37 protein-coding genes are annotated in these 24,277 nt (G+C 55.6%); 30 read left to right on the forward strand and 7 right to left on the reverse strand.

From position 1 onward, the window contains the following. The first annotated feature begins 123 nt into the window (after nt 1-123). Entirely contained in the window at nt 124-1,017 is an 894-nt protein-coding gene (locus O2N63_RS03995; RefSeq protein ID WP_271052930.1) for a DMT family transporter, read from the forward strand. A gap of 5 nt (nt 1,018-1,022) precedes the next feature. After that, complete coding sequence (locus O2N63_RS04000) at nt 1,023-1,331, forward strand: hypothetical protein (RefSeq protein WP_271052931.1); 309 nt, start codon at nt 1,023-1,025, stop codon at nt 1,329-1,331. Between the two features lie 193 nt (nt 1,332-1,524). On the opposite strand, the gene O2N63_RS04005 is transcribed toward O2N63_RS04000, so the two are convergent. Continuing rightward, on the reverse strand, nt 1,525-2,532 hold the full coding sequence (locus O2N63_RS04005; protein ID WP_271052932.1) for a glycosyltransferase family 2 protein: 1,008 nt from the start codon (nt 2,530-2,532) through the stop codon (nt 1,525-1,527). A 379-nt stretch (nt 2,533-2,911) separates the two neighbouring features. Here O2N63_RS04005 and rpsL point away from each other — a divergent pair, with 379 nt between their 5' ends. From rpsL to tuf, 4 genes are all read left to right on the forward strand, one after another. After that, entirely contained in the window at nt 2,912-3,283 is a 372-nt protein-coding gene (gene rpsL, locus O2N63_RS04010) for a 30S ribosomal protein S12 (protein ID WP_008182915.1), read from the forward strand. Nucleotides 3,284-3,295: 12 nt separating this feature from the next. After that, a complete protein-coding gene (gene rpsG, locus O2N63_RS04015) occupies nt 3,296-3,766 on the forward strand; it encodes a 30S ribosomal protein S7 (protein WP_271052933.1) in 471 nt (156 codons plus the stop codon). Nucleotides 3,767-3,787: 21 nt separating this feature from the next. Beyond that, a complete protein-coding gene (fusA, locus tag O2N63_RS04020; RefSeq protein ID WP_271052934.1) occupies nt 3,788-5,905 on the forward strand; it encodes an elongation factor G in 2,118 nt (705 codons plus the stop codon). A 69-nt stretch (nt 5,906-5,974) separates the two neighbouring features. Beyond that, the gene (tuf, locus tag O2N63_RS04025) at nt 5,975-7,150 is read left to right on the forward strand and encodes an elongation factor Tu (protein WP_271052911.1); all 1,176 of its coding nucleotides are present in this window, start codon (nt 5,975-5,977) and stop codon (nt 7,148-7,150) included. Between the two features lie 159 nt (nt 7,151-7,309). Here tuf and O2N63_RS04030 read toward each other — a convergent pair whose 3' ends face one another. Then, nucleotides 7,310-8,680, reverse strand: coding sequence for an FAD-binding oxidoreductase (locus tag O2N63_RS04030; RefSeq protein WP_271052935.1), 1,371 nt, complete (start codon nt 8,678-8,680; stop codon nt 7,310-7,312). A gap of 389 nt (nt 8,681-9,069) precedes the next feature. Here O2N63_RS04030 and rpsJ point away from each other — a divergent pair, with 389 nt between their 5' ends. The 10 genes from rpsJ (at nt 9,070) to rplP (ending at nt 14,479) form a co-directional block, all read left to right on the forward strand. Continuing rightward, the gene (gene rpsJ / locus O2N63_RS04035) at nt 9,070-9,378 is read left to right on the forward strand and encodes a 30S ribosomal protein S10 (protein WP_271052936.1); all 309 of its coding nucleotides are present in this window, start codon (nt 9,070-9,072) and stop codon (nt 9,376-9,378) included. A gap of 14 nt (nt 9,379-9,392) precedes the next feature. Then, nucleotides 9,393-10,118 carry a 50S ribosomal protein L3 gene (gene rplC / locus O2N63_RS04040; RefSeq protein ID WP_271052937.1) on the forward strand — a complete coding sequence of 242 codons (726 nt, stop codon included), beginning with the start codon at nt 9,393-9,395 and terminating at the stop codon, nt 10,116-10,118. Further along, nucleotides 10,115-10,732 (forward strand): 50S ribosomal protein L4, encoded by a 618-nt coding sequence (gene rplD, locus O2N63_RS04045; RefSeq protein WP_271052938.1) that lies wholly within the window; start codon nt 10,115-10,117, stop codon nt 10,730-10,732. Before rplC ends, rplD begins: the two co-directional genes overlap by 4 nt. Then, entirely contained in the window at nt 10,729-11,025 is a 297-nt protein-coding gene (locus O2N63_RS04050; RefSeq protein WP_055187906.1) for a 50S ribosomal protein L23, read from the forward strand. Before rplD ends, O2N63_RS04050 begins: the two co-directional genes overlap by 4 nt. Before the next feature lie 110 nt (nt 11,026-11,135). Next, nucleotides 11,136-11,471, forward strand: a complete 336-nt coding sequence (locus O2N63_RS04055; protein ID WP_271052939.1) for a zinc ribbon domain-containing protein YjdM — start codon at nt 11,136-11,138, stop codon at nt 11,469-11,471. Nucleotides 11,472-11,836: 365 nt separating this feature from the next. After that, entirely contained in the window at nt 11,837-12,679 is an 843-nt protein-coding gene (rplB, locus tag O2N63_RS04060; RefSeq protein WP_271052940.1) for a 50S ribosomal protein L2, read from the forward strand. A 3-nt stretch (nt 12,680-12,682) separates the two neighbouring features. Then, the gene (rpsS, locus tag O2N63_RS04065; RefSeq protein WP_271052941.1) at nt 12,683-12,961 is read left to right on the forward strand and encodes a 30S ribosomal protein S19; all 279 of its coding nucleotides are present in this window, start codon (nt 12,683-12,685) and stop codon (nt 12,959-12,961) included. Nucleotides 12,962-12,964: 3 nt separating this feature from the next. After that, a complete protein-coding gene (gene rplV / locus O2N63_RS04070) occupies nt 12,965-13,345 on the forward strand; it encodes a 50S ribosomal protein L22 (RefSeq protein ID WP_142854816.1) in 381 nt (126 codons plus the stop codon). Continuing rightward, nucleotides 13,345-14,052 carry a 30S ribosomal protein S3 gene (gene rpsC, locus O2N63_RS04075; protein ID WP_271052943.1) on the forward strand — a complete coding sequence of 236 codons (708 nt, stop codon included), beginning with the start codon at nt 13,345-13,347 and terminating at the stop codon, nt 14,050-14,052. The genes rplV and rpsC overlap by 1 nt, the downstream gene beginning before the upstream one ends. A gap of 13 nt (nt 14,053-14,065) precedes the next feature. Next, nucleotides 14,066-14,479, forward strand: a complete 414-nt coding sequence (rplP, locus tag O2N63_RS04080; RefSeq protein WP_271052944.1) for a 50S ribosomal protein L16 — start codon at nt 14,066-14,068, stop codon at nt 14,477-14,479. Nucleotides 14,480-14,547: 68 nt separating this feature from the next. Here rplP and O2N63_RS04085 read toward each other — a convergent pair whose 3' ends face one another. The 4 genes from O2N63_RS04085 to O2N63_RS04100 form a co-directional block, all read right to left on the reverse strand. Further along, nucleotides 14,548-15,156, reverse strand: coding sequence for a thermonuclease family protein (locus O2N63_RS04085; RefSeq protein ID WP_271052945.1), 609 nt, complete (start codon nt 15,154-15,156; stop codon nt 14,548-14,550). Between the two features lie 284 nt (nt 15,157-15,440). Then, complete coding sequence (locus tag O2N63_RS04090) at nt 15,441-15,791, reverse strand: hypothetical protein (RefSeq protein ID WP_271052946.1); 351 nt, start codon at nt 15,789-15,791, stop codon at nt 15,441-15,443. 306 nt (nt 15,792-16,097) lie between these two features. After that, nucleotides 16,098-16,508, reverse strand: coding sequence for a hypothetical protein (locus tag O2N63_RS04095; RefSeq protein ID WP_271052947.1), 411 nt, complete (start codon nt 16,506-16,508; stop codon nt 16,098-16,100). 169 nt (nt 16,509-16,677) lie between these two features. Further along, the gene (locus O2N63_RS04100; RefSeq protein WP_271052948.1) at nt 16,678-17,301 is read right to left on the reverse strand and encodes a TIGR02466 family protein; all 624 of its coding nucleotides are present in this window, start codon (nt 17,299-17,301) and stop codon (nt 16,678-16,680) included. 308 nt (nt 17,302-17,609) lie between these two features. Between O2N63_RS04100 and rpmC the strand changes: the two genes are divergently transcribed. The 11 genes from rpmC (at nt 17,610) to rpmD (ending at nt 21,917) form a co-directional block, all read left to right on the forward strand. Further along, on the forward strand, nt 17,610-17,816 hold the full coding sequence (gene rpmC / locus O2N63_RS04105) for a 50S ribosomal protein L29 (protein WP_271052949.1): 207 nt from the start codon (nt 17,610-17,612) through the stop codon (nt 17,814-17,816). Between the two features lie 14 nt (nt 17,817-17,830). Next, nucleotides 17,831-18,061, forward strand: coding sequence for a 30S ribosomal protein S17 (gene rpsQ / locus O2N63_RS04110; RefSeq protein ID WP_271052950.1), 231 nt, complete (start codon nt 17,831-17,833; stop codon nt 18,059-18,061). A gap of 88 nt (nt 18,062-18,149) precedes the next feature. Beyond that, nucleotides 18,150-18,518, forward strand: coding sequence for a 50S ribosomal protein L14 (gene rplN / locus O2N63_RS04115; protein ID WP_005621870.1), 369 nt, complete (start codon nt 18,150-18,152; stop codon nt 18,516-18,518). A 1-nt stretch (nt 18,519) separates the two neighbouring features. Next, on the forward strand, nt 18,520-18,825 hold the full coding sequence (rplX, locus tag O2N63_RS04120; RefSeq protein WP_271052964.1) for a 50S ribosomal protein L24: 306 nt from the start codon (nt 18,520-18,522) through the stop codon (nt 18,823-18,825). Beyond that, nucleotides 18,825-19,379 carry a 50S ribosomal protein L5 gene (gene rplE / locus O2N63_RS04125; RefSeq protein ID WP_271052965.1) on the forward strand — a complete coding sequence of 185 codons (555 nt, stop codon included), beginning with the start codon at nt 18,825-18,827 and terminating at the stop codon, nt 19,377-19,379. The genes rplX and rplE overlap by 1 nt, the downstream gene beginning before the upstream one ends. Before the next feature lie 19 nt (nt 19,380-19,398). After that, complete coding sequence (gene rpsN, locus O2N63_RS04130; RefSeq protein ID WP_271052966.1) at nt 19,399-19,704, forward strand: 30S ribosomal protein S14; 306 nt, start codon at nt 19,399-19,401, stop codon at nt 19,702-19,704. Nucleotides 19,705-19,717: 13 nt separating this feature from the next. After that, nucleotides 19,718-20,110, forward strand: a complete 393-nt coding sequence (gene rpsH / locus O2N63_RS04135; RefSeq protein WP_271052967.1) for a 30S ribosomal protein S8 — start codon at nt 19,718-19,720, stop codon at nt 20,108-20,110. A gap of 12 nt (nt 20,111-20,122) precedes the next feature. Further along, complete coding sequence (rplF, locus tag O2N63_RS04140; protein ID WP_271052968.1) at nt 20,123-20,656, forward strand: 50S ribosomal protein L6; 534 nt, start codon at nt 20,123-20,125, stop codon at nt 20,654-20,656. A gap of 11 nt (nt 20,657-20,667) precedes the next feature. Continuing rightward, the gene (rplR, locus tag O2N63_RS04145) at nt 20,668-21,027 is read left to right on the forward strand and encodes a 50S ribosomal protein L18 (protein ID WP_271052969.1); all 360 of its coding nucleotides are present in this window, start codon (nt 20,668-20,670) and stop codon (nt 21,025-21,027) included. A 121-nt stretch (nt 21,028-21,148) separates the two neighbouring features. Then, the gene (rpsE, locus tag O2N63_RS04150) at nt 21,149-21,715 is read left to right on the forward strand and encodes a 30S ribosomal protein S5 (protein ID WP_271052970.1); all 567 of its coding nucleotides are present in this window, start codon (nt 21,149-21,151) and stop codon (nt 21,713-21,715) included. A gap of 13 nt (nt 21,716-21,728) precedes the next feature. Next, the gene (gene rpmD, locus O2N63_RS04155) at nt 21,729-21,917 is read left to right on the forward strand and encodes a 50S ribosomal protein L30 (protein ID WP_259773869.1); all 189 of its coding nucleotides are present in this window, start codon (nt 21,729-21,731) and stop codon (nt 21,915-21,917) included. 61 nt (nt 21,918-21,978) lie between these two features. Here the strand turns inward: rpmD and O2N63_RS04160 are convergent, their stop codons facing one another. Continuing rightward, nucleotides 21,979-22,623: a HEPN domain-containing protein gene (locus O2N63_RS04160; protein WP_271052971.1), complete on the reverse strand. Its 645-nt coding sequence runs from the start codon at nt 22,621-22,623 to the stop codon at nt 21,979-21,981. A 270-nt stretch (nt 22,624-22,893) separates the two neighbouring features. Between O2N63_RS04160 and O2N63_RS04165 the strand changes: the two genes are divergently transcribed. The 3 genes from O2N63_RS04165 to rplO all read left to right on the forward strand — a co-directional run bounded on the left by O2N63_RS04165 (nt 22,894) and on the right by rplO (nt 24,213). Next, nucleotides 22,894-23,031 carry a hypothetical protein gene (locus O2N63_RS04165; RefSeq protein ID WP_271052972.1) on the forward strand — a complete coding sequence of 46 codons (138 nt, stop codon included), beginning with the start codon at nt 22,894-22,896 and terminating at the stop codon, nt 23,029-23,031. Between the two features lie 173 nt (nt 23,032-23,204). Next, nucleotides 23,205-23,609, forward strand: a complete 405-nt coding sequence (locus O2N63_RS04170) for a hypothetical protein (protein ID WP_271052973.1) — start codon at nt 23,205-23,207, stop codon at nt 23,607-23,609. Nucleotides 23,610-23,742: 133 nt separating this feature from the next. Beyond that, nucleotides 23,743-24,213 carry a 50S ribosomal protein L15 gene (gene rplO / locus O2N63_RS04175; RefSeq protein WP_271052974.1) on the forward strand — a complete coding sequence of 157 codons (471 nt, stop codon included), beginning with the start codon at nt 23,743-23,745 and terminating at the stop codon, nt 24,211-24,213. Nucleotides 24,214-24,277: the final 64 nt, after the last annotated feature.

The raw sequence follows: 24,277 nt of genomic DNA on the forward strand, positions 1-24,277 counted from the left end.
GAGGTATTTCTGGCAAGAAAAAGAGTTGAAACCGGAAGGCAGATTTACATGATACGCGCCCGTATCGGGAATGATCTGGCGTGAAGAGGAACAGCCTGTTAGCAATTTCAGAAGGGGGTACCTATGGCATTGACGGACAACATGAAGGGTGCGGCTTTGATGGCTGCTTCGATGACCGGCTTTACGTTGAACGATACGTTCATGAAGCTGATGTCGTCAGATATGCCATTGGGGCAAACCGTGGCATTGCGCGGTGTCCTCGTCGTGATCCTGATGTTCTTTGTTGGACGGCACCTGGGGGTTCTGCGGTTTCGATTGCAGCGCCGGGAATGGGGATTGATATCCTTGCGCACCGCCACAGAAGTCATTGTGACCTATTGTTTTCTGACCGCCTTGTTCAACATGCCGATTGCAAATGTGACGGCAATCATTCAGGCGTTGCCGCTGACCATATCGCTGGCGGCATGGGCGTTTCTGGGTGAACCTTTGGGGTGGCGCAGATTGCTGGCCATCCTTGTGGGATTGGTAGGAGTGCTCTTGATCGTGCAACCGGGTGGGGCCGGGTTCTCGGTCTGGTCGGTTTACGCGTTGGCGGCTGTGGTTTTCATCACCTTGCGCGATTTGATTGTTCGCCGGATGGATCCGGCAACCCCGTCTTTTACCGTGGCCTTCATCACGGCCATCGGCATTACCCTGGCGTTCGGGGTGATGTCATGGGGCGAAGAATGGGGGAGCATTGATGTCACAAACGCGGCGCTGCTGTCGCTGGCGGCAATTTGCATCATCTTTGGATATCTCTTTTCGGTCATGGTGATGCGGGTGGGAGATATCGGATTTGTAGCGCCCTTTCGCTACACCGGGCTGTTGGTCGCCCTGATCGCGGGGTTTTTGGTGTTCGGCGATTGGCCTGATGGCATGACGCTTGTCGGGGTCGGGATTGTGGTTTCGATGGGGATCTTCACGCTTTATCGGGAAAGGCTGGTGGCGAGGTCATCTGTGGCGAAAACGCCGGCCTGATTCATGTGGTGTTGAAAGCGGGGATCATCCTCGCCGCACCTTCCTTGTTTTTCGGCAAGGGCCTTGGCGAAATCGGCGCAACACAGGTGATGCAGTTCCATGACGCCGGGAAGCGCGTAGACACGGGCCAGCTCGGCATCGAAGCTTGTGTGGTAGCGATCCGTATCCCGGCATTCGACCTCATTGTGATTGTGGCGCTTGAGATAGGTGTCGGTATATCGGTCGCTGCCACGCGATGCGCTTTTGCGCCCGCGTTTGTGGTCGAATTGTTATCCGGGGGGAGGTGCCTCAGGGCTGGCCATCGGCACGGATGAAACGACGAGGACCGGTGCCCCATATCTGTTTCCCCTGCCAGAACCGGGGGTATGGCAATCTCACTTTGGCTGCGCAGCAGTTTTGGGGAGTGATCTGTGCAATTGTTGGAATAGATCAGGATGTTTTCAAACCCGAGCACCTTTTACCATGTCAACCATTCCAGCAAGAACGGCCTTCGTTTCGCAGCGCGGATCACGTCACCTGTCGCGGCAAGGATTGCGCCTGCGTGCGGTGATGTTGCCAGCGCGGATCGTCCTTGGGATCGTCGCCGCGTTTTTCACACATCTCGGCCACCAGATCCGCACAGGACAAATGGTGCAACCGCATCACACCGGGGATGGCGCAAATCCGGGCATATTCCGTATCAAACCGCGCTTTATGTTCCAAAGCATCTCTATTGGGGGTGGAGTTGTGGTTGAAACGGCCGAAGAAGTCTTCGTTGTAGCGATCAAGCCCTTCAGCCGCAGACAGGCGCCCGCGCTTGAACTCGAACTGCTCGCGGGTTTGCAGGATATAGTGGTGGACCGAAGCATCGCCATGCACGATATCGGGCTGTTCGGTGGCATTGCGGGCAGTGCTGTCGGGGTTGTAGATTGGCCAGCGTTCACCATTGGACAAGACCCAGTAATTGCCGCCGCTCCCCCAGTTTTCCTGACCGTTCCAGAACCGCGGTGTGTGTGAACGCAACATACCGAATTCCAGCGGATCTTTCACAAAGCTCTTCACACAACTGTTCTGTTTTACATCTGATGGGGATGAGCGCAGGAACTTGCGGTGGACCAGCCCGTCTTCCCAGCGATTATGGGAATTGGTGCCAAAAATGCGCCAGTTGATCCCCATTCCACGCCACGGCACGTTGCCATTTTCCAAGAGCGTCCTGATGGTGCCATCCCCCTTATGCACCACCAGAAACTCGTCCACATCACAGGTGAACATCCATGTGGCCTCTTTGACATAGGGGTGGCTGCGGCAGGCGCGGTAGGCGGAAGGTTGGGGGTGTTCGCCCTCGGTGGGGTGGTGGCGTTTGATGCCAATTTCCCCGGCTTTGGCGAGCAGTCGCAGCATTTGCGGGGAATGATCGGTGCAGTCATTGAACATCACCAGCACGCGTTCGAACCCCAGCATCTTCTGCCAGGCGATCCATTCCAGAAGAAATGGCCCTTCGTTGCGGATGGTGGTGAAGGCGAGGGTGCCTTTCATGGGAAACTCGACTGCTCTTGAATGAATGGTTTTGACGCCACTCTATTTTGGCGCTAGTCAGCGCGCAATCCTCTTGTCTGGCACGGGGATCAGGTCCTGCTGTTGACAGGGCGTCCGACTCCCTCTATACGCGCGAACATCCAGCAAAGGGGGATACCCCTGCGCACTCCAGGAATTGTGGGATCAAGACCGGAACTGTTTTGTAGAACCGGCCCTCTGTGAACCAACCGCGACGTTTGCCTCGGTACGGAAACGCTCGCGGATTTTCGCTTTGTGGAGTTTGTGGCGACCATGTCACGGACCCGTAACGTGAAGAAGATTTAACCGTGTGAGGCCCCGGCCTTGCGCAGACGAAGTTGAGAAACGGGAAACGAGCCCTATGCCAACGATCCAACAGCTGATCCGCAAACCGCGTCAGCCCAAAGTCAAGCGTTCCAAGTCGCAGCACCTGGAATCTTGCCCCCAAAAGCGCGGCGTTTGCACCCGCGTTTACACCACGACCCCGAAAAAGCCGAACTCGGCTATGCGTAAAGTTGCGAAGGTTCGCCTGACCAACGGTTTCGAGGTCATTTCCTACATCCCGGGTGAAAGCCACAACCTTCAGGAACACTCTGTTGTTCTGATCCGTGGCGGTCGTGTGAAAGACCTTCCGGGTGTCCGTTACCACATCCTGCGTGGTGTGTTGGATACCCAAGGCGTCAAAGACCGTAAGCAACGTCGTTCGAAATACGGCGCGAAGCGTCCCAAGTAAGGAGAGCCAGATATGTCTCGTCGTCACGCCGCTGAGAAGCGCCAAGTTCTGCCCGACGCCAAATTTGGCGATGTAGTTCTTTCGAAATTCATGAACAACCTGATGATTGATGGTAAAAAATCGGTCGCAGAGAAAATCGTCTACAATGCGCTGGATCGTGTTGAAGACAAAGTCAAGCGCGCCCCTGTGGAACTGTTCCACGAAGCGCTCGACAACATCAAACCGTCGGTCGAAGTTCGTTCGCGCCGTGTGGGTGGTGCCACCTACCAGGTTCCGGTTGAAGTGCGCCCCGAGCGCCGCGAAGCCCTGGCCATCCGTTGGTTGATCAAAGCCGCCCGTTCGCGCAACGAGAACACCATGGAAGAGCGCCTGGCTGGTGAACTTCTGGACGCTGCGAACTCGCGTGGTACTGCCGTTAAGAAACGCGAAGACACCCACAAAATGGCCGACGCCAACAAAGCGTTCAGCCATTACCGCTGGTAACGCCAAGGAAGGATTACACCCATGGCACGCGAATATCCGCTCGAGCTGTACCGCAACTTCGGTATCATGGCTCACATCGATGCAGGTAAAACCACCTGCTCCGAGCGTATCCTCTATTACACCGGCAAATCCCACAACATTGGTGAGGTGCACGATGGTGCAGCCACCATGGACTGGATGGAGCAGGAGCAGGAACGCGGCATCACCATCACCTCGGCTGCGACCACCACTTTCTGGGAACGCACCGAAGACGGTGAAACCGCTCAGACTCCGAAGCACCGGATGAACATCATCGACACCCCCGGCCACGTTGACTTCACCATTGAAGTTGAGCGTTCGCTGGCGGTTCTCGATGGTGCTGTCTGTGTTCTGGACGCCAACGCCGGTGTTGAGCCGCAAACCGAAACCGTGTGGCGTCAGGCTGACCGCTACAAGGTTCCGCGTATGGTGTTCGTCAACAAGATGGACAAAATCGGCGCTGACTTCTTCAACTGCGTCAACATGATCGAAGACCGCACCGGCGCCCGCGCCGTTCCGGTTGGCATTCCGATCGGTGCTGAAACCGAGCTGGAAGGTCTGATCGACCTGGTGAACATGGAAGAATGGCTGTGGCAGGGTGAAGACCTTGGTGCATCGTGGATCAAAGCTCCGATCCGTGAAAGCCTGCAAGACATGGCAAACGAATGGCGCGGCAAGATGGTCGAAGCGGCCGTCGAAGAAGACGACGACGCCATGATGGAATACCTGGAAGGCAACGAGCCCGACGCCGACACGCTGCGCAAACTGCTGCGGAAAGGCACCCTGGCTCTGAACTTCGTTCCGGTTCTGGGTGGTTCGGCCTTTAAAAACAAAGGTGTTCAGCCGCTCTTGAACGCTGTGATCGACTATCTGCCCAGCCCGCTGGACGTTGTTGATTACATGGGCTTCAAACCCGGTGACGAAACCGAAACCCGTGACATCGCCCGCCGTGCGGACGACGACATGGCCTTCTCGGCTCTGGCGTTCAAAATCATGAACGACCCCTTCGTTGGCACGCTGACCTTTACCCGCATCTACTCGGGTGTCCTGAACAAGGGCGAAACGCTCCTGAACTCGACCAAAGGTAAGAAAGAGCGCGTTGGTCGTATGATGATGATGCACTCGAACGACCGTGAAGAAATTACCGAAGCGTATGCAGGTGACATCATCGCGCTGGCAGGTCTGAAAGACACCACCACGGGTGACACGCTCTGTGCACAGAACGACCCGGTGGTTCTGGAAACCATGACCTTCCCGGATCCGGTGATCGAGATCGCGGTTGAGCCGAAAACCAAGGCTGACCAAGAGAAAATGTCGCAAGGTCTGGGCCGTCTGGCTGCAGAAGACCCCTCCTTCCGTGTGGAAACTGACATCGAAAGCGGTCAGACCATCATGAAGGGCATGGGCGAACTTCACCTCGACATTCTCGTGGATCGTCTGAAGCGTGAATTCAAAGTGGAAGCCAACATTGGTGCCCCGCAGGTTGCTTATCGCGAGACCATCTCGAAAGCGATCGAGCACACCTACACCCACAAGAAACAGTCGGGTGGTTCGGGTCAATACGCTGAAGTCAAAATGGAAATCATGCCGACTGAAGCGGGTGAAGGCTACTCGTTTGAAAGCCGTATCGTGGGTGGTGCTGTTCCGAAGGAATACATCCCCGGCGTTGAAAAAGGCATCAACTCGGTTATGGATAGCGGCCCGCTGGCTGGCTTCCCCGTGATCGACTTCAAGGTTGCCCTGGTTGACGGTAAGTTCCACGATGTTGACTCCTCGGTTCTGGCCTTTGAAATCGCTGCACGTATGGCGATGCGCGAAGGCATGCGTTTGGCTGGCGCCAAACTGCTGGAACCGATCATGAAAGTGGAAGTGATCACGCCTGAAGAGTACACCGGTGGCATCATCGGCGATCTCACCTCGCGTCGTGGTCAGGTGTCTGGTCAAGAGCCGCGCGGCAACGCGATTGCAATTGACGCAAACGTGCCGCTGGCCAACATGTTCGGCTACATCAACACCTTGCGCTCCATGTCTTCGGGCCGTGCGCAGTTCACGATGCAGTTCTCGCATTACGATCCGGTTCCGCAGAATATCTCGGACGAAATTCAGGCCAAATACGCGTAAGCGTTTTTGCCAACTCAAAAACCGGGCGGAGGCAGCTCCGTCCGGACCTAAATTTAAAAGGAGGCCTCCATGGCTAAGGAAAAGTTTGAACGCGGTAAACCGCACGTCAACATCGGCACCATCGGTCACGTTGACCACGGCAAGACCACACTGACGGCAGCGATCACCAAGTATTTTGGTGACTTCAAAGCCTATGACCAGATTGACGGCGCGCCGGAAGAGAAAGCTCGCGGCATCACCATCTCGACCGCACACGTTGAGTATGAGACCGAGAACCGTCACTACGCTCACGTTGACTGCCCGGGTCACGCTGACTACGTGAAGAACATGATCACCGGCGCCGCCCAGATGGACGGTGGTATCCTGGTTGTGAACGCTGCTGATGGCCCGATGCCGCAGACCCGCGAGCACATCCTGTTGGCCCGCCAGGTTGGTGTGCCTGCTCTGGTTGTCTTCATGAACAAAGTTGATCAGGTTGACGATGAAGAGCTGCTCGAGCTGGTTGAAATGGAAGTTCGTGAGCTGATGAACGAATACGACTTCCCGGGCGACGACATGCCGATCATCGCGGGTTCCGCGCTGGCCGCCATGGAAGGCCGTGACAACGCAATCGGTGAAGACAAAATCCGCGAGCTGATGGCTGCTGTGGACGAGTACATCCCGACCCCGGATCGTCCGGTTGACGGCGACTTCCTGCTGCCGATCGAAGACGTGTTCTCGATCTCGGGCCGTGGTACTGTTGTGACCGGCCGTGTTGAGCGTGGCGTTGTGAATGTTGGCGACGAGATCGAAATCGTTGGCATCAAAGACACCCAGAAAACCACCTGTACCGGCGTTGAAATGTTCCGCAAGCTGCTTGATCGCGGTGAAGCTGGCGACAACGTTGGCGTTCTGCTGCGCGGTATCGACCGTGAAGCTGTTGAGCGTGGCCAGGTTCTGTGTAAGCCGGGTTCGGTTAACCCGCACACCAAATTCGAGGCAGAAGTTTACATTCTGACCAAAGAAGAAGGTGGCCGTCACACCCCGTTCTTTGCGAACTACCGTCCGCAATTCTACTTCCGTACCACCGACGTGACCGGCACTGTTCAGCTGCCGGAAGGCACCGAAATGGTCATGCCGGGCGACAACCTGAAGTTCAACGTTGAACTGATCGCCCCGATCGCCATGGAAGAAAAGCTGCGCTTCGCCATCCGCGAAGGCGGCCGCACCGTTGGTTCCGGCGTTGTGTCGAAAATCGTTGAATAAGGCGTAATGCCTTAGGCAATCGTCGAGGGCGGCAGGTGAATTGCGCAGCAACTCACCGAGAGCCTAATTAGCGCAAGCTAATGTTCGAATGGAAAGGGCGCCCCTCGGGGCGCCCTTTTGCTTTTCCGTGCAGTTTCACAAGAAGTGATCTCATTGCCTTTAAGGCGCAATATTCTGGTTGATCCTGAAGAGGTTGTCTGGATCATAACGGCGTTTGACGGACACCAGCCGATCATAGTTGCCACCATAGTTTACGCGCACGCGATCCTGATCATCATCATCCATGAAGTTGATATAGCCACCAGCTTCGGAATGCGGTGCCAGTGCGTCCGAGTAATCCTGCACCCATTTGGTGTTGGCCGCGTCATCGGCCGGGTCGCCGGAGGCTGCAATGATCACCATCGAAAAATTCGCATCGCGATGACCAAAGGCGGTCGCATCTGATGCCACCCGGTGGCAAGCCCCATTGATTGGATAGAGATGCATCGTTGAGCTGACCGTCGGCGCGTTCGGCCCATGCCTGACATGCTCTGCGATGGCCTCATCGGTCAGTTCCTTGACGAAATTGCCTTTCCAGTACTGGCGAATGCCGGGCGGGAACAATCCGTCAAAGGCACCATTGATCGCCGGATAGGGAACCGGGCCTACATGCTCGGCTTTGACTTCTGCAATGTCATGGAAGATTTTGAACTGTTTCTCTCCCTCAGCGGGATCGCCAGCCCAGCAGGCCACAAGAGCGACAAACATGTCACCATGCCGGTCTTCGGGAATAAAGGGCAGAGGAGGGGCGATTTGAAACGCCGGGAACACGCCCATCTCTTCCGGGGCATCCTTGATGTAGTCCCGATAGAATTTGAGGATGTTTTCCGCTTCTTCGATCTCATAGAACATCGGCCCCCAGTACACATTTTTCACTGGCTGCAACTTGTATTCCAGCGAGGTGCAGACGCCAAAATTCCCGCCACCACCGCGAATGGCCCAAAAGAGATCCTCGTTTTCGGTTTCGTTGACGACAAGGATTTGACCATCTGCCGTTACCACATCCGCTGATATCAGGTTGTCCAGTGACAGCCCGTGCCCACGTGTCAGATATCCGATCCCGCCGCCTAGTGTCAGGCCCGCGATGCCGGTTGTTGAGATCACCCCTCCGGTGGTAGCAAGGCCATAGGCATGGGTGGCCGCATTGAAGTCACCCCAGGTTGTGCCGCCTTCGGCGCGAGCGGTTTTTGCAGAGGGATCGACGCGGACACCCCTCATGCGCGACAGGTCAATCACGACGCCGCCATCATTTGTGCCGAAACCCGGCCCGCTATGGCCGCCACCTCGAACCGCGAGATCAAGGCCATTATCTTTTGCATAGCTGATGGTGGTTGCGACGTCTCCGGCGTTCATCGCCCTGACAACCACCGCGGGCCGTTTGTCAATCATACCATTGTGAACGGATCGGGCATCTTCATAGTCAGGATCGCCCTCGACAATGACGTCGCCCCGTACAAATTCACTTAGTTCATCTGGTGTTGTAACACTCATATCGTCCCCCCCGAATTGGGTTTCATTGAAACAGTCGAACTGGATAGAGTTGTTGGAAATGCTGGCATGTGTGCCAACGAGCGCGCTGCTCCTCAGCCAGATCAACCAAAGCATATTGGGACTGGTAACGGATCTTCGCGCCCGCAGAGTATAGCACAGTTTGGTCGCGATATTTAGAGTGGGGCATTCCGACGGGCCCGCAGGGACACATTTTCCCTTGCTACATTGTCCGTCCCCCTGTAATACGCGCGGGTTCGCATTGTGAATTCGCAATGGGGAAGATTCGGTTTTGGCCGCATCCCACCCTGAATTTGCTTTGGGTTCGACGAGGGCAGGGGGAATGAGCCACCTGTCGTCCTATCAACTCTTTGCCTGAAAGGGCGAATGCTATGACAAGTCAAAACATTCGTATCCGTCTTAAGGCGTTTGACTATCGCGTGCTGGATGCTTCCACACAAGAAATCGTCAACACCGCCAAACGCACGGGTGCAGACGTTCGCGGCCCCATTCCGCTGCCGAACAAGATTGAGAAATTCACGGTTCTCCGTGGTCCTCACATCGACAAGAAATCCCGCGATCAGTTCGAGATCCGTACGCACAAGCGTCTGCTCGACATCGTTGACCCAACTCCGCAGACCGTGGACGCGCTGATGAAGCTCGACCTGGCTGCTGGTGTTGACGTCCAGATCTCGGTTTAAGGAGGGTATCTCAGATGCGCTCTGGTGTAATCGCGAAAAAGGTCGGCATGACCCGCCTTTTCATGGAAGACGGTAAACAGATCCCTGTAACCGTTCTTTCTCTGGACAATCTGCAAGTTGTTGCACAACGCACCGAAGAGACCGACGGTTATACCGCCGTTCAGCTGGGTGTTGGTGAAGCAAAAGCCAAACGCGTTTCCAAGCCGATGCGCGGTGTCTATGCCAAAGCTGGCGTGGCCCCGAAGCGTAAGCTGGTGGAATTCCGCGTTCCTGCTGAAAACCTGATCGAAGTGGGCGCCGAAATCTCGGCTGAGCACTTTGTTGAAGGTCAGAAGGTGGACGTTGCTGGTACTTCGATCGGTAAAGGTTTTGCCGGTGCCATGAAGCGCCACAACTTTGGTGGTCTGCGCGCCACTCACGGTGTTTCGATCAGCCACCGCTCGCACGGTTCGACCGGTCAGTGTCAAGACCCGGGCCGCGTGTTCAAAGGCAAGAAAATGGCCGGCCACATGGGTGCCGTCCGTGTGACGACCCAAAACCTCGAAGTCGTGAAGACCGATGCCGACCGTGGCCTCGTTTTCATCAAGGGCGCTGTCCCGGGCTCGAAAGGTGGCTGGGTCACCGTGAAAGACGCCGTGAAGAAAAAGCTGCCTGAGAACGTTCCGTTCCCGGCTGCTGTGAAATCGGCTGCAACCGAAGCACCGGCTGAAGAAGCCCCTGCGGAAGGTGGTGAAGCATGAAACTTGATGTGATCAAACTCGATGGCGGCAAAGCTGGTTCGGTTGAACTTGACGAAGCCCTCTTTGGTCTTGAGCCGCGTGCAGACATCCTGCACCGTGTGGTTCGCTGGCAGCGCAACAATGCGCAGGCTGGTACCCACAAGGTAAAAACGCGCTCGGAAGTGAAATACTCGACCAAGAAGATCTATCGCCAAAAAGGCACCGGTGGCGCACGCCACGGCGCTCGCTCGGCACCGATCTTCCGCGGTGGTGGTGTTTACAAAGGTCCAGTTGTGCGTTCGCACGGCCACGACCTGACCAAGAAATTCCGCAAGTTGGGTCTGAAGCACGCCCTGTCCGCCAAAGCGAAAGCTGGTGAACTGGTTGTGATCGAAGACGTGACGACGGAAGGCAAAACCAACGTTCTGGCCAAACAGGTGAAAGACCTGGGCTGGAAGCGCGCTCTGATCATTGACGGTGCTGACGTGAACGAACTGTTCGTCAAGGCCGCCAAGAACATCGAAGGTCTGGACATCCTGCCGTCGATGGGCGCCAACGTCTATGACATCCTGAAGCGTGACACCCTGGTGATCACCAAAGCAGGTGTCGAAGCTCTGGAGGCTCGCCTGAAATGACCGCTAAAGCAGAACTCTACGACGTGATCCGCAAGCCGATCATCACCGAGAAAGCAACCTTGGCATCGGAAAACGGTGCTTATGTTTTCGAAGTGGCAATCGACGCGAACAAACCGTCGATCAAAGAAGCCGTTGAAGCCCTGTTCGACGTGAAGGTTAAAGCCGTGAACACGACGATCACCAAGGGTAAAGTCAAGCGCTTCCGTGGTCAGATCGGTAAGCGTAAAGACGTCAAGAAAGCCTATGTGACCCTTGAAGAGGGCAACGCAATCGACGTGTCCACAGGTCTCTGATCCTGTACTCTGATTGTACGCTTTCATGAATTGAGAAAGGCCCTCGCATTTGCGGGGGCCTTTTTCATTTGCGCTGGTGCCCGGCTGCACAGGTGCCTATAGCGATAGGTATGACTGACACATTGCCCCCATGCCCCGCTTGTTCTTCTGAGCTGACCTATGAAATGGATGCCCTTCTGGTCTGCGCCGAGTGCGCGCATGAGTGGTCGCCCGAAGATGCCGCCGACTCTGGCCCTGAAGTGCGCGACAGTGTGGGCAACGTGCTGGCGGATGGGGATACGGTCACGGTGATCAAGGATCTGAAGGTCAAGGGAACGTCGTCGACGGTCAAGGTCGGCACCAAGGTCCGCGGCATCCGTCTGGTCGATGGTGACCACGATATCGACTGTAAGATCCCGGGGATTGGCAAGATGGGCCTCAAGTCGGAATTCGTAAAGAAAGCTTAGTTAGAAACCGGAATGGAATCTCTGATAAGACTTGGCAGTTGCCGGTCTCGGATCAATCTGAATAATCTATTTCCGTAATTATCCATCGTTGTTATGAGGGCTAAGAAAATAAGGGGATTGATTGCTCCTCCCCTATAGACACCACCCCCCATCCCCGCTATAGCACACCAGTCGAGAGGCCCCAGATTCGTTCTGTGGCCTTTTGATATTTGGAATTCGGGGACCTCGTGTCGTGGCGCAGCCAGGATGATAGGGCCCTTTAACCTGGTCACCTGTACAGCCAATGGCGTTCAGGGGGCTTTACCTACCAGGCGGTGATCTCGGGCAAACCCGGGGCATCGCCAAGCTAACGGAAGACAGAAAGCATGGCACTTAAGTCGTACAAACCGACGACGCCAGGCCAGCGTGGGCTGGTTCTGATCGACCGTTCGGAGCTGTGGAAAGGTCGTCCGGTCAAATCCCTTACCGAGGGTTTGACCAAGTCGGGCGGTCGGAACAACACCGGACGGATCACCTCTCGCCGCCGTGGTGGCGGGGCAAAGCGTCTCTATCGTATCGTGGACTTCAAACGTAACAAGTTTGACGTCGCCGCCACTATTGAGCGGATCGAATACGACCCCAACCGCACCGCATTCATCGCACTCGTAAAATACGAAGACGGTGAGCAAGCGTATATCCTGGCCCCGCAGCGTCTTGCTGTTGGCGATCAGATCATCGCAAGCGCAAAAGCCGACATCAAACCGGGCAACGCAATGCCGTTCTCGGGCATGCCGATCGGTACCATCATCCACAACATCGAGATGAAACCGGGCAAAGGCGGCCAGATCGCCCGCGCAGCCGGTACCTACGCTCAGTTTGTTGGTCGTGACGGTGGCTACGCTCAGATCCGCCTGTCGTCGGGTGAGCTGCGTCTTGTGCGTCAGGAATGCATGGCCACCGTTGGTGCCGTGTCGAACCCCGACAACTCGAACCAGAACTACGGTAAAGCCGGTCGTATGCGCCACAAAGGCATCCGCCCGTCGGTCCGTGGTGTTGTTATGAACCCGGTTGATCACCCCCATGGTGGTGGTGAAGGTCGGACTTCGGGTGGTCGTCACCCGGTTACCCCCTGGGGTAAACCGACCAAGGGTGCCCGCACCCGCAACAAGAACAAGGCGTCGTCGAAGCTCATCATCCGCTCGCGTCACGCCAAGAAGAAGGGTCGTTAAGATATGGCACGTTCTGTCTGGAAAGGCCCTTTTGTTGACGCTTACGTCCTCAAAAAAGCCGAAAAAGTCCGCGAGTCGGGCAAAAACGAGGTCATCAAGATCTGGTCGCGTCGTTCGACCATTCTGCCCCAGTTTGTGGGTCTGACCTTTGCTGTTTACAACGGCCACAAGCACGTTCCCGTGAATGTGACCGAAGAAATGATCGGCCAGAAATTCGGTGAATATTCACCGACCCGTACCTACTACGGTCACGCGGCTGACAAAAAAGCGAAGAGGAAGTAAGCCATGGGTAAGGATAAAAATCCCCGCCGCGTGGCCGATAACGAAGCAATGGCGAAAACGCGCATGCTCCGTACGTCCCCGCAGAAACTGAACCTGGTTGCTGGCATGATCCGCGGCAAGAAAGTTGATCGTGCTCTGACCGATCTGACCTTCTCGAACAAGCGTATCGCCCAAGACGTGAAGAAATGCCTTCAGTCGGCCATCGCCAACGCCGAAAACAACCACAACCTGGACGTCGATGAACTGATCGTCGCCGAGGCCTATGTGGGCAAGAACCTGACCATGAAACGCGGTCGTCCGCGCGCCCGTGGTCGTTTCGGCAAAATCATCAAACCGTTCTCGGAACTCACCATCAAGGTGCGTCAAGTTGAGGAGCAAGCCTAATGGGTCAGAAGGTAAATCCGATTGGCATGCGTCTTCAGGTCAACCGCACCTGGGACAGCCGCTGGTATGCAGACACGAAAGACTACGGTGATCTTCTTCTGGAAGACCTGAAAATTCGTGACTTCATCAAGACCGAGTGCAAACAGGCCGGCATCAGCCGTGTGATCATCGAACGTCCGCACAAAAAGTGCCGCGTGACGATCCACACCGCCCGTCCGGGTGTCATCATTGGCAAGAAAGGCGCAGACATCGAAACCCTGCGCAAGAAAATCGCCACGATGACCGACAGCGAACTGCACCTCAACATCGTTGAAGTGCGCAAGCCCGAGCTGGATGCAGCTCTGGTCGCTGAATCGATCGCACAGCAGCTCGAGCGTCGTGTATCGTTCCGTCGTGCCATGAAACGTGGTGTTCAAAACGCCATGCGCATGGGTGCCCTAGGCATCCGCGTGAACGTTGCTGGCCGTCTGGGCGGTGCCGAAATCGCACGTACCGAATGGTACCGCGAAGGTCGTGTGCCCCTGCACACCCTGCGCGCCGATATCGACTATGCACACGCAGAAGCTATGACGCCTTACGGCATCATCGGTATTAAAACCTGGATCTTCAAAGGCGAAATCATGGAGCACGATCCTGCTGCTCGTGATCGTCGTCAGGCTGAGCTCCAGGAAGGTCCCGCGCCCCGTGGCGCTGGCGGCCGTCGCTAAGGAGATCTGAAAGATGCTTCAACCAAAGCGTACTAAATTCCGCAAGATGCACAAAGGCCGGATCAAAGGCCTTGCCAAAGGTGGTTCCGATCTGAACTTCGGTTCGTATGGCCTCAAGGCCCTGCAGCCCGAGCGTGTGACTGCACGCCAGATCGAAGCCGCACGTCGTGCCATGACGCGTCACATGAAACGTCAGGGCCGTGTTTGGATCCGTATCTTCCCGGACACCCCGGTGACCGCCAAGCCCATCGAAGTTCGTATGGGTAAAGGTAAAGGCTCCGTGGACCGTTGGACCTGCAAAGTGAAGCCGGGTCGCGTGATGTTCGAAATCGACGGCGTGAATGACGAAGTGGCCCGTGAAGCCCTGCGTCTGGCCGCGATGAAACTGCCGATCAAATCGCGTATCGTACAACGCGAAGACTGGTAATTTTCGCTAACGCGAAAATCACAGTGAAGAATAAGACCCCCCCGTCGAGCAATCGGCGGGGGTTTTGATTAGCGCCAATGGCCGTAGAATTTGAGCTTCTTGCGGACGCCTTTCGGTTCAAGGTGGCGGTACTTCCCGTGCGAAAAGCGCCCACCATCCAATGCCAAACCTGCCTTGATTAACTCGGCTCCAATGTCAGTTTGGTCCGAAAGATAGCAGGTTCCCACAAGCCGGTCATAGCTGGTCTCTCCTGTTAGCTCGACGTCAACTGTTTGCCCCTTGCAGATCTTGACCATTTCCCATTTGGCCTTCTTGCCCCACGGCTGATCGAGTTCTGGTGCGTCAATGCCAGCGAGCCTGACTTTGATATTTGAGACCACAATTGTGTCTCCATCGATTACCCACGCTTTTCCACGTAGCCTCTTTGATGTTGGGACTTCCGGAGGTGGGTCATGTTCAATCCCCTTGGTGCGATGTCGTAGGGCTTTTGGAGAGGGTTTTTGCAGAGGGTGAACATTTGGTGCTGTATATCCATTACTGTTCGACTTGTGTAATGAAGAATAACCGGAGTTGTTGCGGTCCCTAAAATCCAAAATGCCCTTCTTGCGAGAGCCATTACCTCGGAAAATCAAAAGGTACGCAGCAGCAATAATGCCCAGTAGAATTAGTACTTCCATTTGAATCGCCTGATCCGAATTCACTCAGATACTTTAATCATTCTACCTATGGATGCAAGGGAGGTGATTTGGGTGCAGTTGATACTTTAGGCACGGCGGAGCCATGCCCCGCCTGACCCTCCCCATCATGCCGAAGGCATGCCAATGCTGGTCGGCACACCTTTGGTGTGACGGGAGGGCGTCTTGCAACGTCACAATCTACTGGATCGTTGGAGATGGGGCTGTCTCAGCGAAAATTACAATCAGCCCGAAACGCCCACCCAGGGTCGGGCGAGACCCTCACTTCACCGCAAAATCTGATCCACCAGCCCGATCACTTCCAGAACCTGAAACGTGTTTGGATCGGCGCGGTAGATCAGCTCGCCCACGCGGTAGTAGCTGTGGCGACGGTCAAGCTGGTATCGGTCGTAGTCGTCAAACACGATATAGTCGTAATCACCCAGCCGGTCTCCGACTTTCGGTTTTGCCAGACCGGGCGGCACGCAGGAAGGTGTCTTCTTGGCAAGGCCCGGCGGGCAACCTCCGGCCCCATAGCCTTTCGCTTTGCCATGGCCCTTGCCATTCCCGGCAAACGAGGCGGTTGCCATCATGGGAACAAGGGCGAGGATCAGGGCGGCTTTGGTCAGGGTCTTCATATTTCTCTCCGTCTTGCCACATAGGGCAGGTGCGTGATTGCACAGGGATATCGTTGCGTCTGTTGACCACGACGCTAGTTTTGCCGCCACTGTTATTCAATATCAGCGGGTTTAAGTGCGGCTTTTTGCCGAAGAGTTATAGGCAAAAAGCGAAACCGTGCCAATGAGGCGCGGTATTGGCAGAGGGCTAAGAGAATGGCCTGTAAAGACCTTTGCTAGCTGATTTGAATTGGAGGAGGATTGGGATCAAAATGGGTGCTTTAGAAACCTCCACTTAATAGCCGCCTTTCATCAGATCGTGAGTATTCACTCAGAGCTCACGTTGCGCATAATTAGTAGGGAGTATGCCTCAATTCCATCTTCTGTGAGGTCTGCGCCCAATTGCATTTCTCCAAGCGATTCATTCGAGAAGCCCACTACAAACACGATCTCCTTCGGGGAATCGTCAATGCAATACAGATCCAGTAGCGCGTATTCTTCGCCCTTTTCCCAATTCTCGAGAAACTGCTGCTTGAAGGATTTCTCAAAGACATTGGAGAGTGTGTCTTCCCAGACCCGACGATGAAGCGCGCCATCAGAAAGCAGTTTCATGACTGGCTCTTCGATCGGGCAATCCTTCCCTAAGTCAAAGAGCTGGTCTGTAGTTTCAATGCGGTCTGCCAAGATGACATTCTGGGGTGCAGGCGCGCGTTGACAGGCCGCCGTGGCAAAAACCATTAACAAGAATAGGATATGCTTCAATGTACCGATGAACCTTCAAAATCAGTTATGCCGGAAGCTGGCCAATGGGCTTCGCTCGTGATCACCACAATCGCTCTCGCAAAGCGATGATCCTGGGCTTCGCCCGTTCGTGAGCGAAACCGTCCCCCGGACGGTTCCAGGAAGCTCACTCACCCCACTTATAGTTAAAGCTCACCGACAGGCGTTCTTCCTCTCCGGTGTTCTGCATCACCTCGTGGCGCAGCCAGCTTTCCCACAGCAGCACGTCACCTTCCGCCGGGCGTTTGGTGAGGAAAGGCTGCAGATCCTCGCGCGCATCTTTGCGGCGTGGGGGGGCGGCCATCATGCGGGCGTGGCGCGGGTCTTCGTAACGCAGCGCGCCGGCGCCTTCCGGCAGCGCCAGATAGGTGGTGCCAGAGATCACCGAATGCGGGTGAATATGGGCGGAGTGATAGCCGCCGGGCGGCAGGATGTTGATCCAGATGTCTTCCAGAACCAACTCGCGCTCATCCAGATTGAACTCCAGATCCTCGGCAAAGGCGGCGACGTGTTTGTCTAGACTATCGACCAGATCCTTGAAGATCGGAAAGCGCCAGGGCAGGTCGGTCAGGGACGCATAAGAGGTGTAGCCGGGATAGCCCTCGGCCTCACACCATTCCTGCCCCGCCTCGTCATCCTCGGCGATGGAGTAGCAGCTGTCATAAAGCTCATCCTGATCAATGGCGGGGCCATGTTCAGACAGTTGAGCGTGGTAAAGGCGGGTCACGAAGAGAGAGGATATATTGGCCATAGCGATTTCATATCCCAAGCCTTTTGTGAGGGCGAGGGAAGAATGCAACGGACACCTGTCAGAAATGGTGGATTCGGGCGATAAATCCCATATATAGCGTGGCGCAGCAGTGACCGGCCAATCCGCTGCAACATAAAGCGCAGATGGTCAAACTTTCCCTTGCCCCCACACCCCATCCCCCCTATAGAGGCGCATCGCGCGGATTCCGGTCACGGGATTCGTGTGTTTTGATATTCACCCACCAGGCTAAGGGTCACCTGTCGTCATAAGGACAGCGCTCTCTGGTGTAAGGAAAAGGACAAGGCGAAATGAACGCCAAGGAACTTCGTGAGAAGTCGCCCGAAGAGCTGCGCACAGCTCTGGCCGACTTGAAGAAAGCAGCCTTCAACCTGCGTTTCCAGCAGGCCACCGGCGCAATCGAAAATACCGCTCAGATGAAAAAAGCACGTCGCGATGCCGCTCGTGTAAAAACCATCCTGAACGAAAAAGCTGCTGCTGCAGCTGGCAACGAATAATAGGAGCCTGAGATATGCCCAAACGTATTCTGTCCGGCACCGTTACTTCGGCCGCCAACGCCCAAACCGTCACTGTTTCGGTTGAGCGTCGTTTCAAGCACCCGCTGCTGCAAAAGACCGTTCGTAAGTCGAAGAAATATCGCGCTCACGACGAACAAAATGCCTATAAGGCAGGGGACAAGGTTCGCATCATTGAATGTGCGCCGAAATCCAAAACCAAGCGTTGGGAAGTTCTGGAAGGCTAAGTTCTACTTACCTTCCCGGACGACTTAACAAGTCGAAACCCTGGGGGTTCCGCCATGCATCGGCGCCCCAAAGGTCGGGAGAAACCACATGATCCAGATGCAAACCAATCTGGATGTAGCTGACAACAGCGGCGCTCGCCGTGTTCAGTGCATCAAGGTTCTGGGTGGTTCCAAGCGTAAATACGCATCCGTTGGCGACATCATTGTCGTCTCGGTTAAGGAAGCCATCCCGCGCGGTCGCGTAAAGAAAGGTGACGTCCGTAAGGCCGTCGTCGTACGTACCGCCAAAGAGGTCCGTCGTGAAGACGGTACCGCAATCCGCTTCGACCGCAACGCGGCCGTTATTCTGAACAACAACAACGAGCCCGTGGGCACCCGTATCTTCGGACCGGTTGTTCGCGAACTGCGCGCGAAGAACTTCATGAAGATCATCTCGCTGGCTCCGGAGGTGCTGTAAGATGGCTGCTAAGCTGAAAAAAGGCGACAAGGTTGTCGTTCTGGCCGGTAAAGACAAAGGCAAAGAAGGCGAGATCTCTTCGGTAGATCCGAAAGCCGGAAAAGCCATTGTTGACGGCGTGAACATGGCCATCCGCCACACCCGCCAATCGCAAGAATCGCAAGGCGGTCGCATCCCTAAGGCGATGCCGATCGAGCTGTCGAACCTGGCATTCCTTGACAAAAACGGCAAAGCGACCCGTGTTGGCTTCCGCGAGGAAGACGGCAAGAAAGTGCGTTTCGCCAAATCGACCGGGGAGACCATCTGATGGCTGACTATACCCCTCGTCTGAAAGCTGCCTACGCCGACAGCATCCGTACCGCTCTGAAAGAAGAGTTCGGTTACAAGAACGACATGCAGATCCCGCGTCTGGACAAAATCGTTCTGAACATCGGTTGCGGTGCCGAGGCCGTGAAAGACTCGAAAAAAGCCAAGTCGGCCGTTGCTGACCTGACTGCGATCGCTGGCCAACAGGCCCTGACGACCAAAGCCAAGAAATCCATCGCTGGTTTCCGTGTTCGCGAGGACATGCCCATGGGTGCGAAAGTGACCCTGCGTGGCGACCGGATGTATGAATTCCTGGACCGTCTGATCACCATCGCGATGCCCCGTATCCGCGACTTCCGCGGCGTTTCGGGCAAATCGTTCGACGGTCGTGGCAACTATGCCACCGGCCTGAAAGAACACATCGTCTTCCCGGAAATCGACTTTGATAAAGTTGATGAAACCTGGGGCATGGACATCGTGATTGCCACCACCGCGAACACCGACGCGGAAGCAAAGAGCCTGTTGAAGCACTTCAACATGCCCTTCAACAGCTGATCCGCGGGAAGGAAAAGACATGGCTAAAAAAGCAATGATCGAACGCGAGAAGAAGCGTCAGGCTCTGGTGGAGAAATACGCCGCCAAACGTGCCGCGCTGAAAGAGATCGCAAACGACGAAAGCCAGCCGATGGAAGAGCGTTTCAAAGCTCGCCTGAAACTGGCCAAACTGCCGCGCAACTCGTCGGCCACACGCTTGCACAACCGTTGCCAGCTGACCGGTCGTCCGCACGCTTACTATCGTAAGCTGAAAGTATCGCGGATCGCACTGCGGGAACTGGGCTCGAATGGCCAGATCCCCGGTCTGGTGAAATCGAGCTGGTAAGGGAGAGACAGATATGAACGATCCTATCGGCGATATGCTCACCCGTATCCGTAACGCTCAACTGCGTGGTAAATCCACTGTTTCGACCCCCGCGTCGAAACTGCGCGGCTGGGTTCTGGATGTCCTTTCTGACGAAGGTTACATCCGCGGCTATGAGGCAGCAACTGATGTCAACGGTCACGCGACCCTTGAAATCAGCCTGAAATATTTTGATGGCACCCCGGTTATCCGCGAACTGAAACGGGTTTCGAAACCCGGTCGTCGCGTATACATGGGCGTGAAAGACATCCCACAAGTCCGTCAGGGACTGGGTGTGTCGATCGTGTCCACCCCGAAAGGTGTGATGTCGGACGCAAGCGCACGCAGCCAGAATGTTGGCGGCGAAGTGCTTTGCACCGTATTCTAAGGGGGATATCGAATGTCTCGTATTGGTAAAAAACCGGTCGAGCTGCCCGCAGGCGTTACCGCCAGCGTGTCGGCTCAGACGATCGAGGTAAAGGGACCGAAAGGCACCCGTACCTTCACCGCCACTGACGATGTGACCATCTCTGTTGAAGACAACGTCGTTTCGGTTGAGCCTCGCGGCTCGTCCAAACGTGCACGTCAGCAATGGGGCATGTCGCGCACCATGATCGGTAACATGGTGACCGGCGTGACCGAGGGCTTCAAGAAAGAGCTGGAAATCAACGGTGTTGGTTATCGTGCTCAGATGCAGGGCAACACCCTGAAACTGAACCTCGGCTACTCGCATGACGTTGAATTCACTGCGCCGGAAGGGGTCACTGTGACCGCTCCGAAGCAGACGGTAATCATCGTTGAGGGCATTGACCAACAACTCGTCGGCCAGACCGCGGCAAACATCCGCGAATGGCGCAAGCCCGAGCCCTACAAAGGCAAAGGCATCAAATACAAAGACGAGTTCATCTTCCGCAAGGAAGGTAAGAAGAAGTAAGGACCAGACAGATGGCAAACAGCAAACGGACCCTGTTCCTCAAGCGCCGCCTGCGCGTCCGGAACAAACTTCGCAAGCACAATGTTGGCAAGCTGCGCCTTTCGGTGCACCGCTCCAACAAAAACATCAGCGTTCAGATCATCGACGACGCTCAGGGCACAACCCTGGCCGCCGCGTCCTCGATGGAAAAAGATCTGGGTGTTATGGGCAAAAACAATGTGGAAGCCGCTGCCAAAGTGGGCGCCGCAATTGCCGAACGTGCGAAAAAAGCCGGTGTCGAAGAATGCTACTTCGACCGCGGTGGCTTCCTCTTCCACGGCAAGGTGAAGGCTCTGGCCGACGCTGCGCGTGAAGGTGGCCTGAAGTTCTAAGACTTGTGGAGGGCAGAAATGCCCTCCCGATGATCCGGGGGCCGGGCAGGGGTTTCTCTCCGTCCGGTTCACCAGGATTGAATTTTACGGCGCCAGATGCGCCACATGAAAGGAATGCCAAATGGCAGAACGTGAAAATCGCCGTGGCCGTGGCCGCCGCGAAGAAGAAACGCCGGAATTCGCCGATCGTCTGGTCGCGATCAACCGCGTGTCGAAAACCGTAAAAGGTGGTAAGCGCTTTGGCTTTGCCGCTCTCGTGGTTGTTGGCGACCAAAAAGGCCGCGTCGGCTTTGGTAAGGGTAAAGCGAAAGAAGTACCCGAAGCCATCCGCAAGGCGACCGAGCAAGCCAAACGTCAGATGGTCCGCGTACCTCTGAAAGAAGGCCGCACCCTGCACCACGATATCGAAGGCCGTCACGGCGCCGGTAAAGTGATCATGCGCACCGCCCCGGAAGGTACCGGTATTATTGCTGGTGGTCCGATGCGTGCCGTGTTCGAAATGCTGGGCATCAAAGACGTGGTTTCCAAGTCGATCGGCTCGCAGAACCCCTACAACATGATCCGTGCAACCATCGACGGTCTGACCAAAGAGGCCAGCCCCCGTCAAATCGCACAGCGTCGTGGTAAAAAAGTGGCTGACATCCTGGGCAACAAAGACGCTGCCCCGGCTGAAGCTGCTGACGCGTAAGGAGATCTGACCAATGGCTAAAACCATCGTTGTAAAACAGATCGGCTCGCCGATCCGTCGCCCCTCGAAACAGCGCCAGACGCTGATCGGCCTGGGCCTCAACAAGATGCACAAAACCCGCGAACTCGAAGACACCCCCGCCGTGCGCGGCATGGTGAACAAGGTTTCGCACATGGTTGAGATCATCGAAGAGAAAGAGTAACCCTCTTTCGCCTTTGAGAGCTAAAAGCACCCCGGTCAGAAATGGCCGGGGTGTTTTTTGTTCATGCCGTTCTTCGTCGCCATGGGCGTGTTCCCGTATGTGTATTTAGAAAATCGCACGCCGCGTTATCGATTATTAGTACTAGAGCTGAAATTTGCCTTAGATAGTTTTCTAAGTTTGCAAGCGTGACATAGTCAGCATCACTTCCATTGTGTGCGATATCACCCCGTGCCGATACAAATGGGTCAACAAACTCTGTATCTACTTCGAGCTCATCAAAATCTGTTTCCCAGCCCGCAGTTCTTTTAAGTAGATCTCTCACAGGCGCCAATTTTGGAGTGTTTAATGAGTTGCAAAGAGCTTCAGCATGCGTCGTGTAAATGTGTTCCCATCCGTTGCCAGCAAGCTCTAGTGGTTTGAGGTCGTGCTTGTGGGACTTTACATATTTTGAAATCTCTTTCTGCACTGAAAGAGGCAAGTCTTCGGGTGAGGCCGCCCAATCTGCGAGCTTGTTGGTGCATTCAATTGCTAGATCCTCGATATATCGTTCCCAAGCGGCACATAGAAGAAATACACCGCTTCGAGTGATGTGTCCCAGTCCGCGCCTGCCTCGGCCATTGTGGTTTAGCTGATTGTGGCTTTCTACGAGTCGATGAACATCGGTTAAAAGGCGGTTCTCAAATTTTTGAAGTGCTTGGGAGGGCAAAATAGTAATCCTTCTCTTTTCTAGCTGACGCTACTTTAGGTGGATTTTGTTTAAAAGTGCGACGTAAAGTCCGAACGCGGACCGGGCAGCGCCCGACACTCCCCACGGGAGGGCGCTGCCCTTCACGCTTCACGTCAGAACCATGTTACACCTTCACGCCCCGACCCATGCACTCAGCGCAACCCGGGGCTTCGAAGACTCGATTGGTTATCTAACATGTTCAGTCCTATGAGGGTGCCAACAGATAACTCTTGAACAGGACACACCGATATGGCCGTTCTCACCGCTCCCGTTGGCTTTGCCGCCGTTCTCTTCGCCACCATCGCTGTGGCTGCTAAAAAATTCCTCTCGTCGGAACCGATGCCGACCTGGACCGAATACATGCACAAGTGCAACTGCGAGAAGTAATCTCGCCGCACTTTGTGTCCCCGCCTTTGGCGCGGGGCAGGACAGGACCCCGGCCGCGTGCCGGGGTTTTGTCGTTTCAGGCACTGGGTTTCAGGCACTGGGAAGACGCGACCTTTGGTCGGATTGTGGAGAGAAGTGACGCAGCCTACACAGGATTAGCAGGAGGAATGTCCATGTCCCCAAACTCTCACGCAAATTCCCTTAAACTGGCCGGGTTTGTCGCCATCCTGTTCGGCGTGATGACCGTATTCGCCGGAGGGGTTGCCCTTTTCGGTGGCAAAGGCGTCGAACAGGCGGTGGGGGACGCGGTGCCCTTTGTGCTTTGGTTCAACTTTCTGGTTGGATTTTTCTACATATTGGCCGGGGTCGGGCTGGTGTTGCGGCGAAAATGGGCCATGCTCCTGTCCGGTGCCATCCTGAGTGCATCGCTTGTGGTTTTGGCGTTGCTTTTCATGCATGTGATGCGCGGTGGGTTATACGAGACCCGAACCCTCGGCGCGATGGTGTTTCGATGTGTGGTCTGGCTCGCGATATTTGGCGTCGCCAAACGAGGGTTTGGGCGAGCCACATCGTTCTGATACAGACCCTTGCAACACATTCGTCCCTCGTCTATACGCACCCGGTGGGCAACCGCCCGCAGAATCAAAATCAAGAAACGCCGTGTTTGGCCCCTTACGCTTCGTGGGTCAGTTCCGGCAAAGGAGAAGCGACATGAAACTTCATGAACTGCGCGACAACCCCGGCGCAACCAAACCCCGCAAACGCATTGGCCGTGGTCCCGGCTCTGGCACCGGTAAAACCGGTGGCCGTGGTATCAAAGGTCAAAAGTCGCGTTCGGGTGTGGCCATCAACGGCTACGAAGGCGGCCAAATGCCCCTCTACCAACGTCTGCCCAAGCGTGGCTTCAGCAAACCGAACCGTAAGAAGTTTGCTGTTATCAACCTGGGTCTGATTCAGAAATTCATCGACGAGAAAAAGCTCGACGGCAAAGACATCACCGAAGACACTCTGGTTGCTTCGGGCCTGGTCCGCCGCAAGCTGGACGGTGTCCGTGTGCTGGCCAAAGGCGAACTGACCGCCAAAGTGTCCATCACCGTCACCGGTGCGTCGAAATCGGCTGTTGAAGCTGTCGAAAAAGCTGGCGGTAAATTGACCGTAGCAGCTCCGGCCGCAGCTGAATAAGACCTTGTGAGGGGCGCGATTGCCCCTTACATGTCTTCCTACGTTTTCAAGCGCCGCCGGAGCC

The organism is Aliiroseovarius salicola, from assembly GCF_027891095.1.
GTDB lineage: Bacteria > Pseudomonadota > Alphaproteobacteria > Rhodobacterales > Rhodobacteraceae > Aliiroseovarius > Aliiroseovarius salicola.

Excerpts from the sequence above, each read along its gene's own strand:
- O2N63_RS03995 (WP_271052930.1), top strand. The coding sequence starts at position 124 with ATGGCATTGACGGACAACATGAAGGGTGCGGCTTTGATGGCTGCTTCG.
- O2N63_RS04005 (WP_271052932.1), bottom strand. The coding sequence starts at position 2,532 with ATGAAAGGCACCCTCGCCTTCACCACCATCCGCAACGAAGGGCCATTT.
- rpsL (WP_008182915.1), top strand. The coding sequence starts at position 2,912 with ATGCCAACGATCCAACAGCTGATCCGCAAACCGCGTCAGCCCAAAGTC.
- rpsG (WP_271052933.1), top strand. The coding sequence starts at position 3,296 with ATGTCTCGTCGTCACGCCGCTGAGAAGCGCCAAGTTCTGCCCGACGCC.
- fusA (WP_271052934.1), top strand. The coding sequence starts at position 3,788 with ATGGCACGCGAATATCCGCTCGAGCTGTACCGCAACTTCGGTATCATG.
- tuf (WP_271052911.1), top strand. The coding sequence starts at position 5,975 with ATGGCTAAGGAAAAGTTTGAACGCGGTAAACCGCACGTCAACATCGGC.
- O2N63_RS04030 (WP_271052935.1), bottom strand. The coding sequence starts at position 8,680 with ATGAGTGTTACAACACCAGATGAACTAAGTGAATTTGTACGGGGCGAC.
- rpsJ (WP_271052936.1), top strand. The coding sequence starts at position 9,070 with ATGACAAGTCAAAACATTCGTATCCGTCTTAAGGCGTTTGACTATCGC.
- rplC (WP_271052937.1), top strand. The coding sequence starts at position 9,393 with ATGCGCTCTGGTGTAATCGCGAAAAAGGTCGGCATGACCCGCCTTTTC.
- rplD (WP_271052938.1), top strand. The coding sequence starts at position 10,115 with ATGAAACTTGATGTGATCAAACTCGATGGCGGCAAAGCTGGTTCGGTT.
- O2N63_RS04050 (WP_055187906.1), top strand. The coding sequence starts at position 10,729 with ATGACCGCTAAAGCAGAACTCTACGACGTGATCCGCAAGCCGATCATC.
- O2N63_RS04055 (WP_271052939.1), top strand. The coding sequence starts at position 11,136 with ATGACTGACACATTGCCCCCATGCCCCGCTTGTTCTTCTGAGCTGACC.
- rplB (WP_271052940.1), top strand. The coding sequence starts at position 11,837 with ATGGCACTTAAGTCGTACAAACCGACGACGCCAGGCCAGCGTGGGCTG.
- rpsS (WP_271052941.1), top strand. The coding sequence starts at position 12,683 with ATGGCACGTTCTGTCTGGAAAGGCCCTTTTGTTGACGCTTACGTCCTC.
- rplV (WP_142854816.1), top strand. The coding sequence starts at position 12,965 with ATGGGTAAGGATAAAAATCCCCGCCGCGTGGCCGATAACGAAGCAATG.
- rpsC (WP_271052943.1), top strand. The coding sequence starts at position 13,345 with ATGGGTCAGAAGGTAAATCCGATTGGCATGCGTCTTCAGGTCAACCGC.
- rplP (WP_271052944.1), top strand. The coding sequence starts at position 14,066 with ATGCTTCAACCAAAGCGTACTAAATTCCGCAAGATGCACAAAGGCCGG.
- O2N63_RS04085 (WP_271052945.1), bottom strand. The coding sequence starts at position 15,156 with ATGGAAGTACTAATTCTACTGGGCATTATTGCTGCTGCGTACCTTTTG.
- O2N63_RS04090 (WP_271052946.1), bottom strand. The coding sequence starts at position 15,791 with ATGAAGACCCTGACCAAAGCCGCCCTGATCCTCGCCCTTGTTCCCATG.
- O2N63_RS04095 (WP_271052947.1), bottom strand. The coding sequence starts at position 16,508 with ATGGTTTTTGCCACGGCGGCCTGTCAACGCGCGCCTGCACCCCAGAAT.
- O2N63_RS04100 (WP_271052948.1), bottom strand. The coding sequence starts at position 17,301 with ATGGCCAATATATCCTCTCTCTTCGTGACCCGCCTTTACCACGCTCAA.
- rpmC (WP_271052949.1), top strand. The coding sequence starts at position 17,610 with ATGAACGCCAAGGAACTTCGTGAGAAGTCGCCCGAAGAGCTGCGCACA.
- rpsQ (WP_271052950.1), top strand. The coding sequence starts at position 17,831 with ATGCCCAAACGTATTCTGTCCGGCACCGTTACTTCGGCCGCCAACGCC.
- rplN (WP_005621870.1), top strand. The coding sequence starts at position 18,150 with ATGATCCAGATGCAAACCAATCTGGATGTAGCTGACAACAGCGGCGCT.
- rplX (WP_271052964.1), top strand. The coding sequence starts at position 18,520 with ATGGCTGCTAAGCTGAAAAAAGGCGACAAGGTTGTCGTTCTGGCCGGT.
- rplE (WP_271052965.1), top strand. The coding sequence starts at position 18,825 with ATGGCTGACTATACCCCTCGTCTGAAAGCTGCCTACGCCGACAGCATC.
- rpsN (WP_271052966.1), top strand. The coding sequence starts at position 19,399 with ATGGCTAAAAAAGCAATGATCGAACGCGAGAAGAAGCGTCAGGCTCTG.
- rpsH (WP_271052967.1), top strand. The coding sequence starts at position 19,718 with ATGAACGATCCTATCGGCGATATGCTCACCCGTATCCGTAACGCTCAA.
- rplF (WP_271052968.1), top strand. The coding sequence starts at position 20,123 with ATGTCTCGTATTGGTAAAAAACCGGTCGAGCTGCCCGCAGGCGTTACC.
- rplR (WP_271052969.1), top strand. The coding sequence starts at position 20,668 with ATGGCAAACAGCAAACGGACCCTGTTCCTCAAGCGCCGCCTGCGCGTC.
- rpsE (WP_271052970.1), top strand. The coding sequence starts at position 21,149 with ATGGCAGAACGTGAAAATCGCCGTGGCCGTGGCCGCCGCGAAGAAGAA.
- rpmD (WP_259773869.1), top strand. The coding sequence starts at position 21,729 with ATGGCTAAAACCATCGTTGTAAAACAGATCGGCTCGCCGATCCGTCGC.
- O2N63_RS04165 (WP_271052972.1), top strand. The coding sequence starts at position 22,894 with ATGGCCGTTCTCACCGCTCCCGTTGGCTTTGCCGCCGTTCTCTTCGCC.
- O2N63_RS04170 (WP_271052973.1), top strand. The coding sequence starts at position 23,205 with ATGTCCCCAAACTCTCACGCAAATTCCCTTAAACTGGCCGGGTTTGTC.
- rplO (WP_271052974.1), top strand. The coding sequence starts at position 23,743 with ATGAAACTTCATGAACTGCGCGACAACCCCGGCGCAACCAAACCCCGC.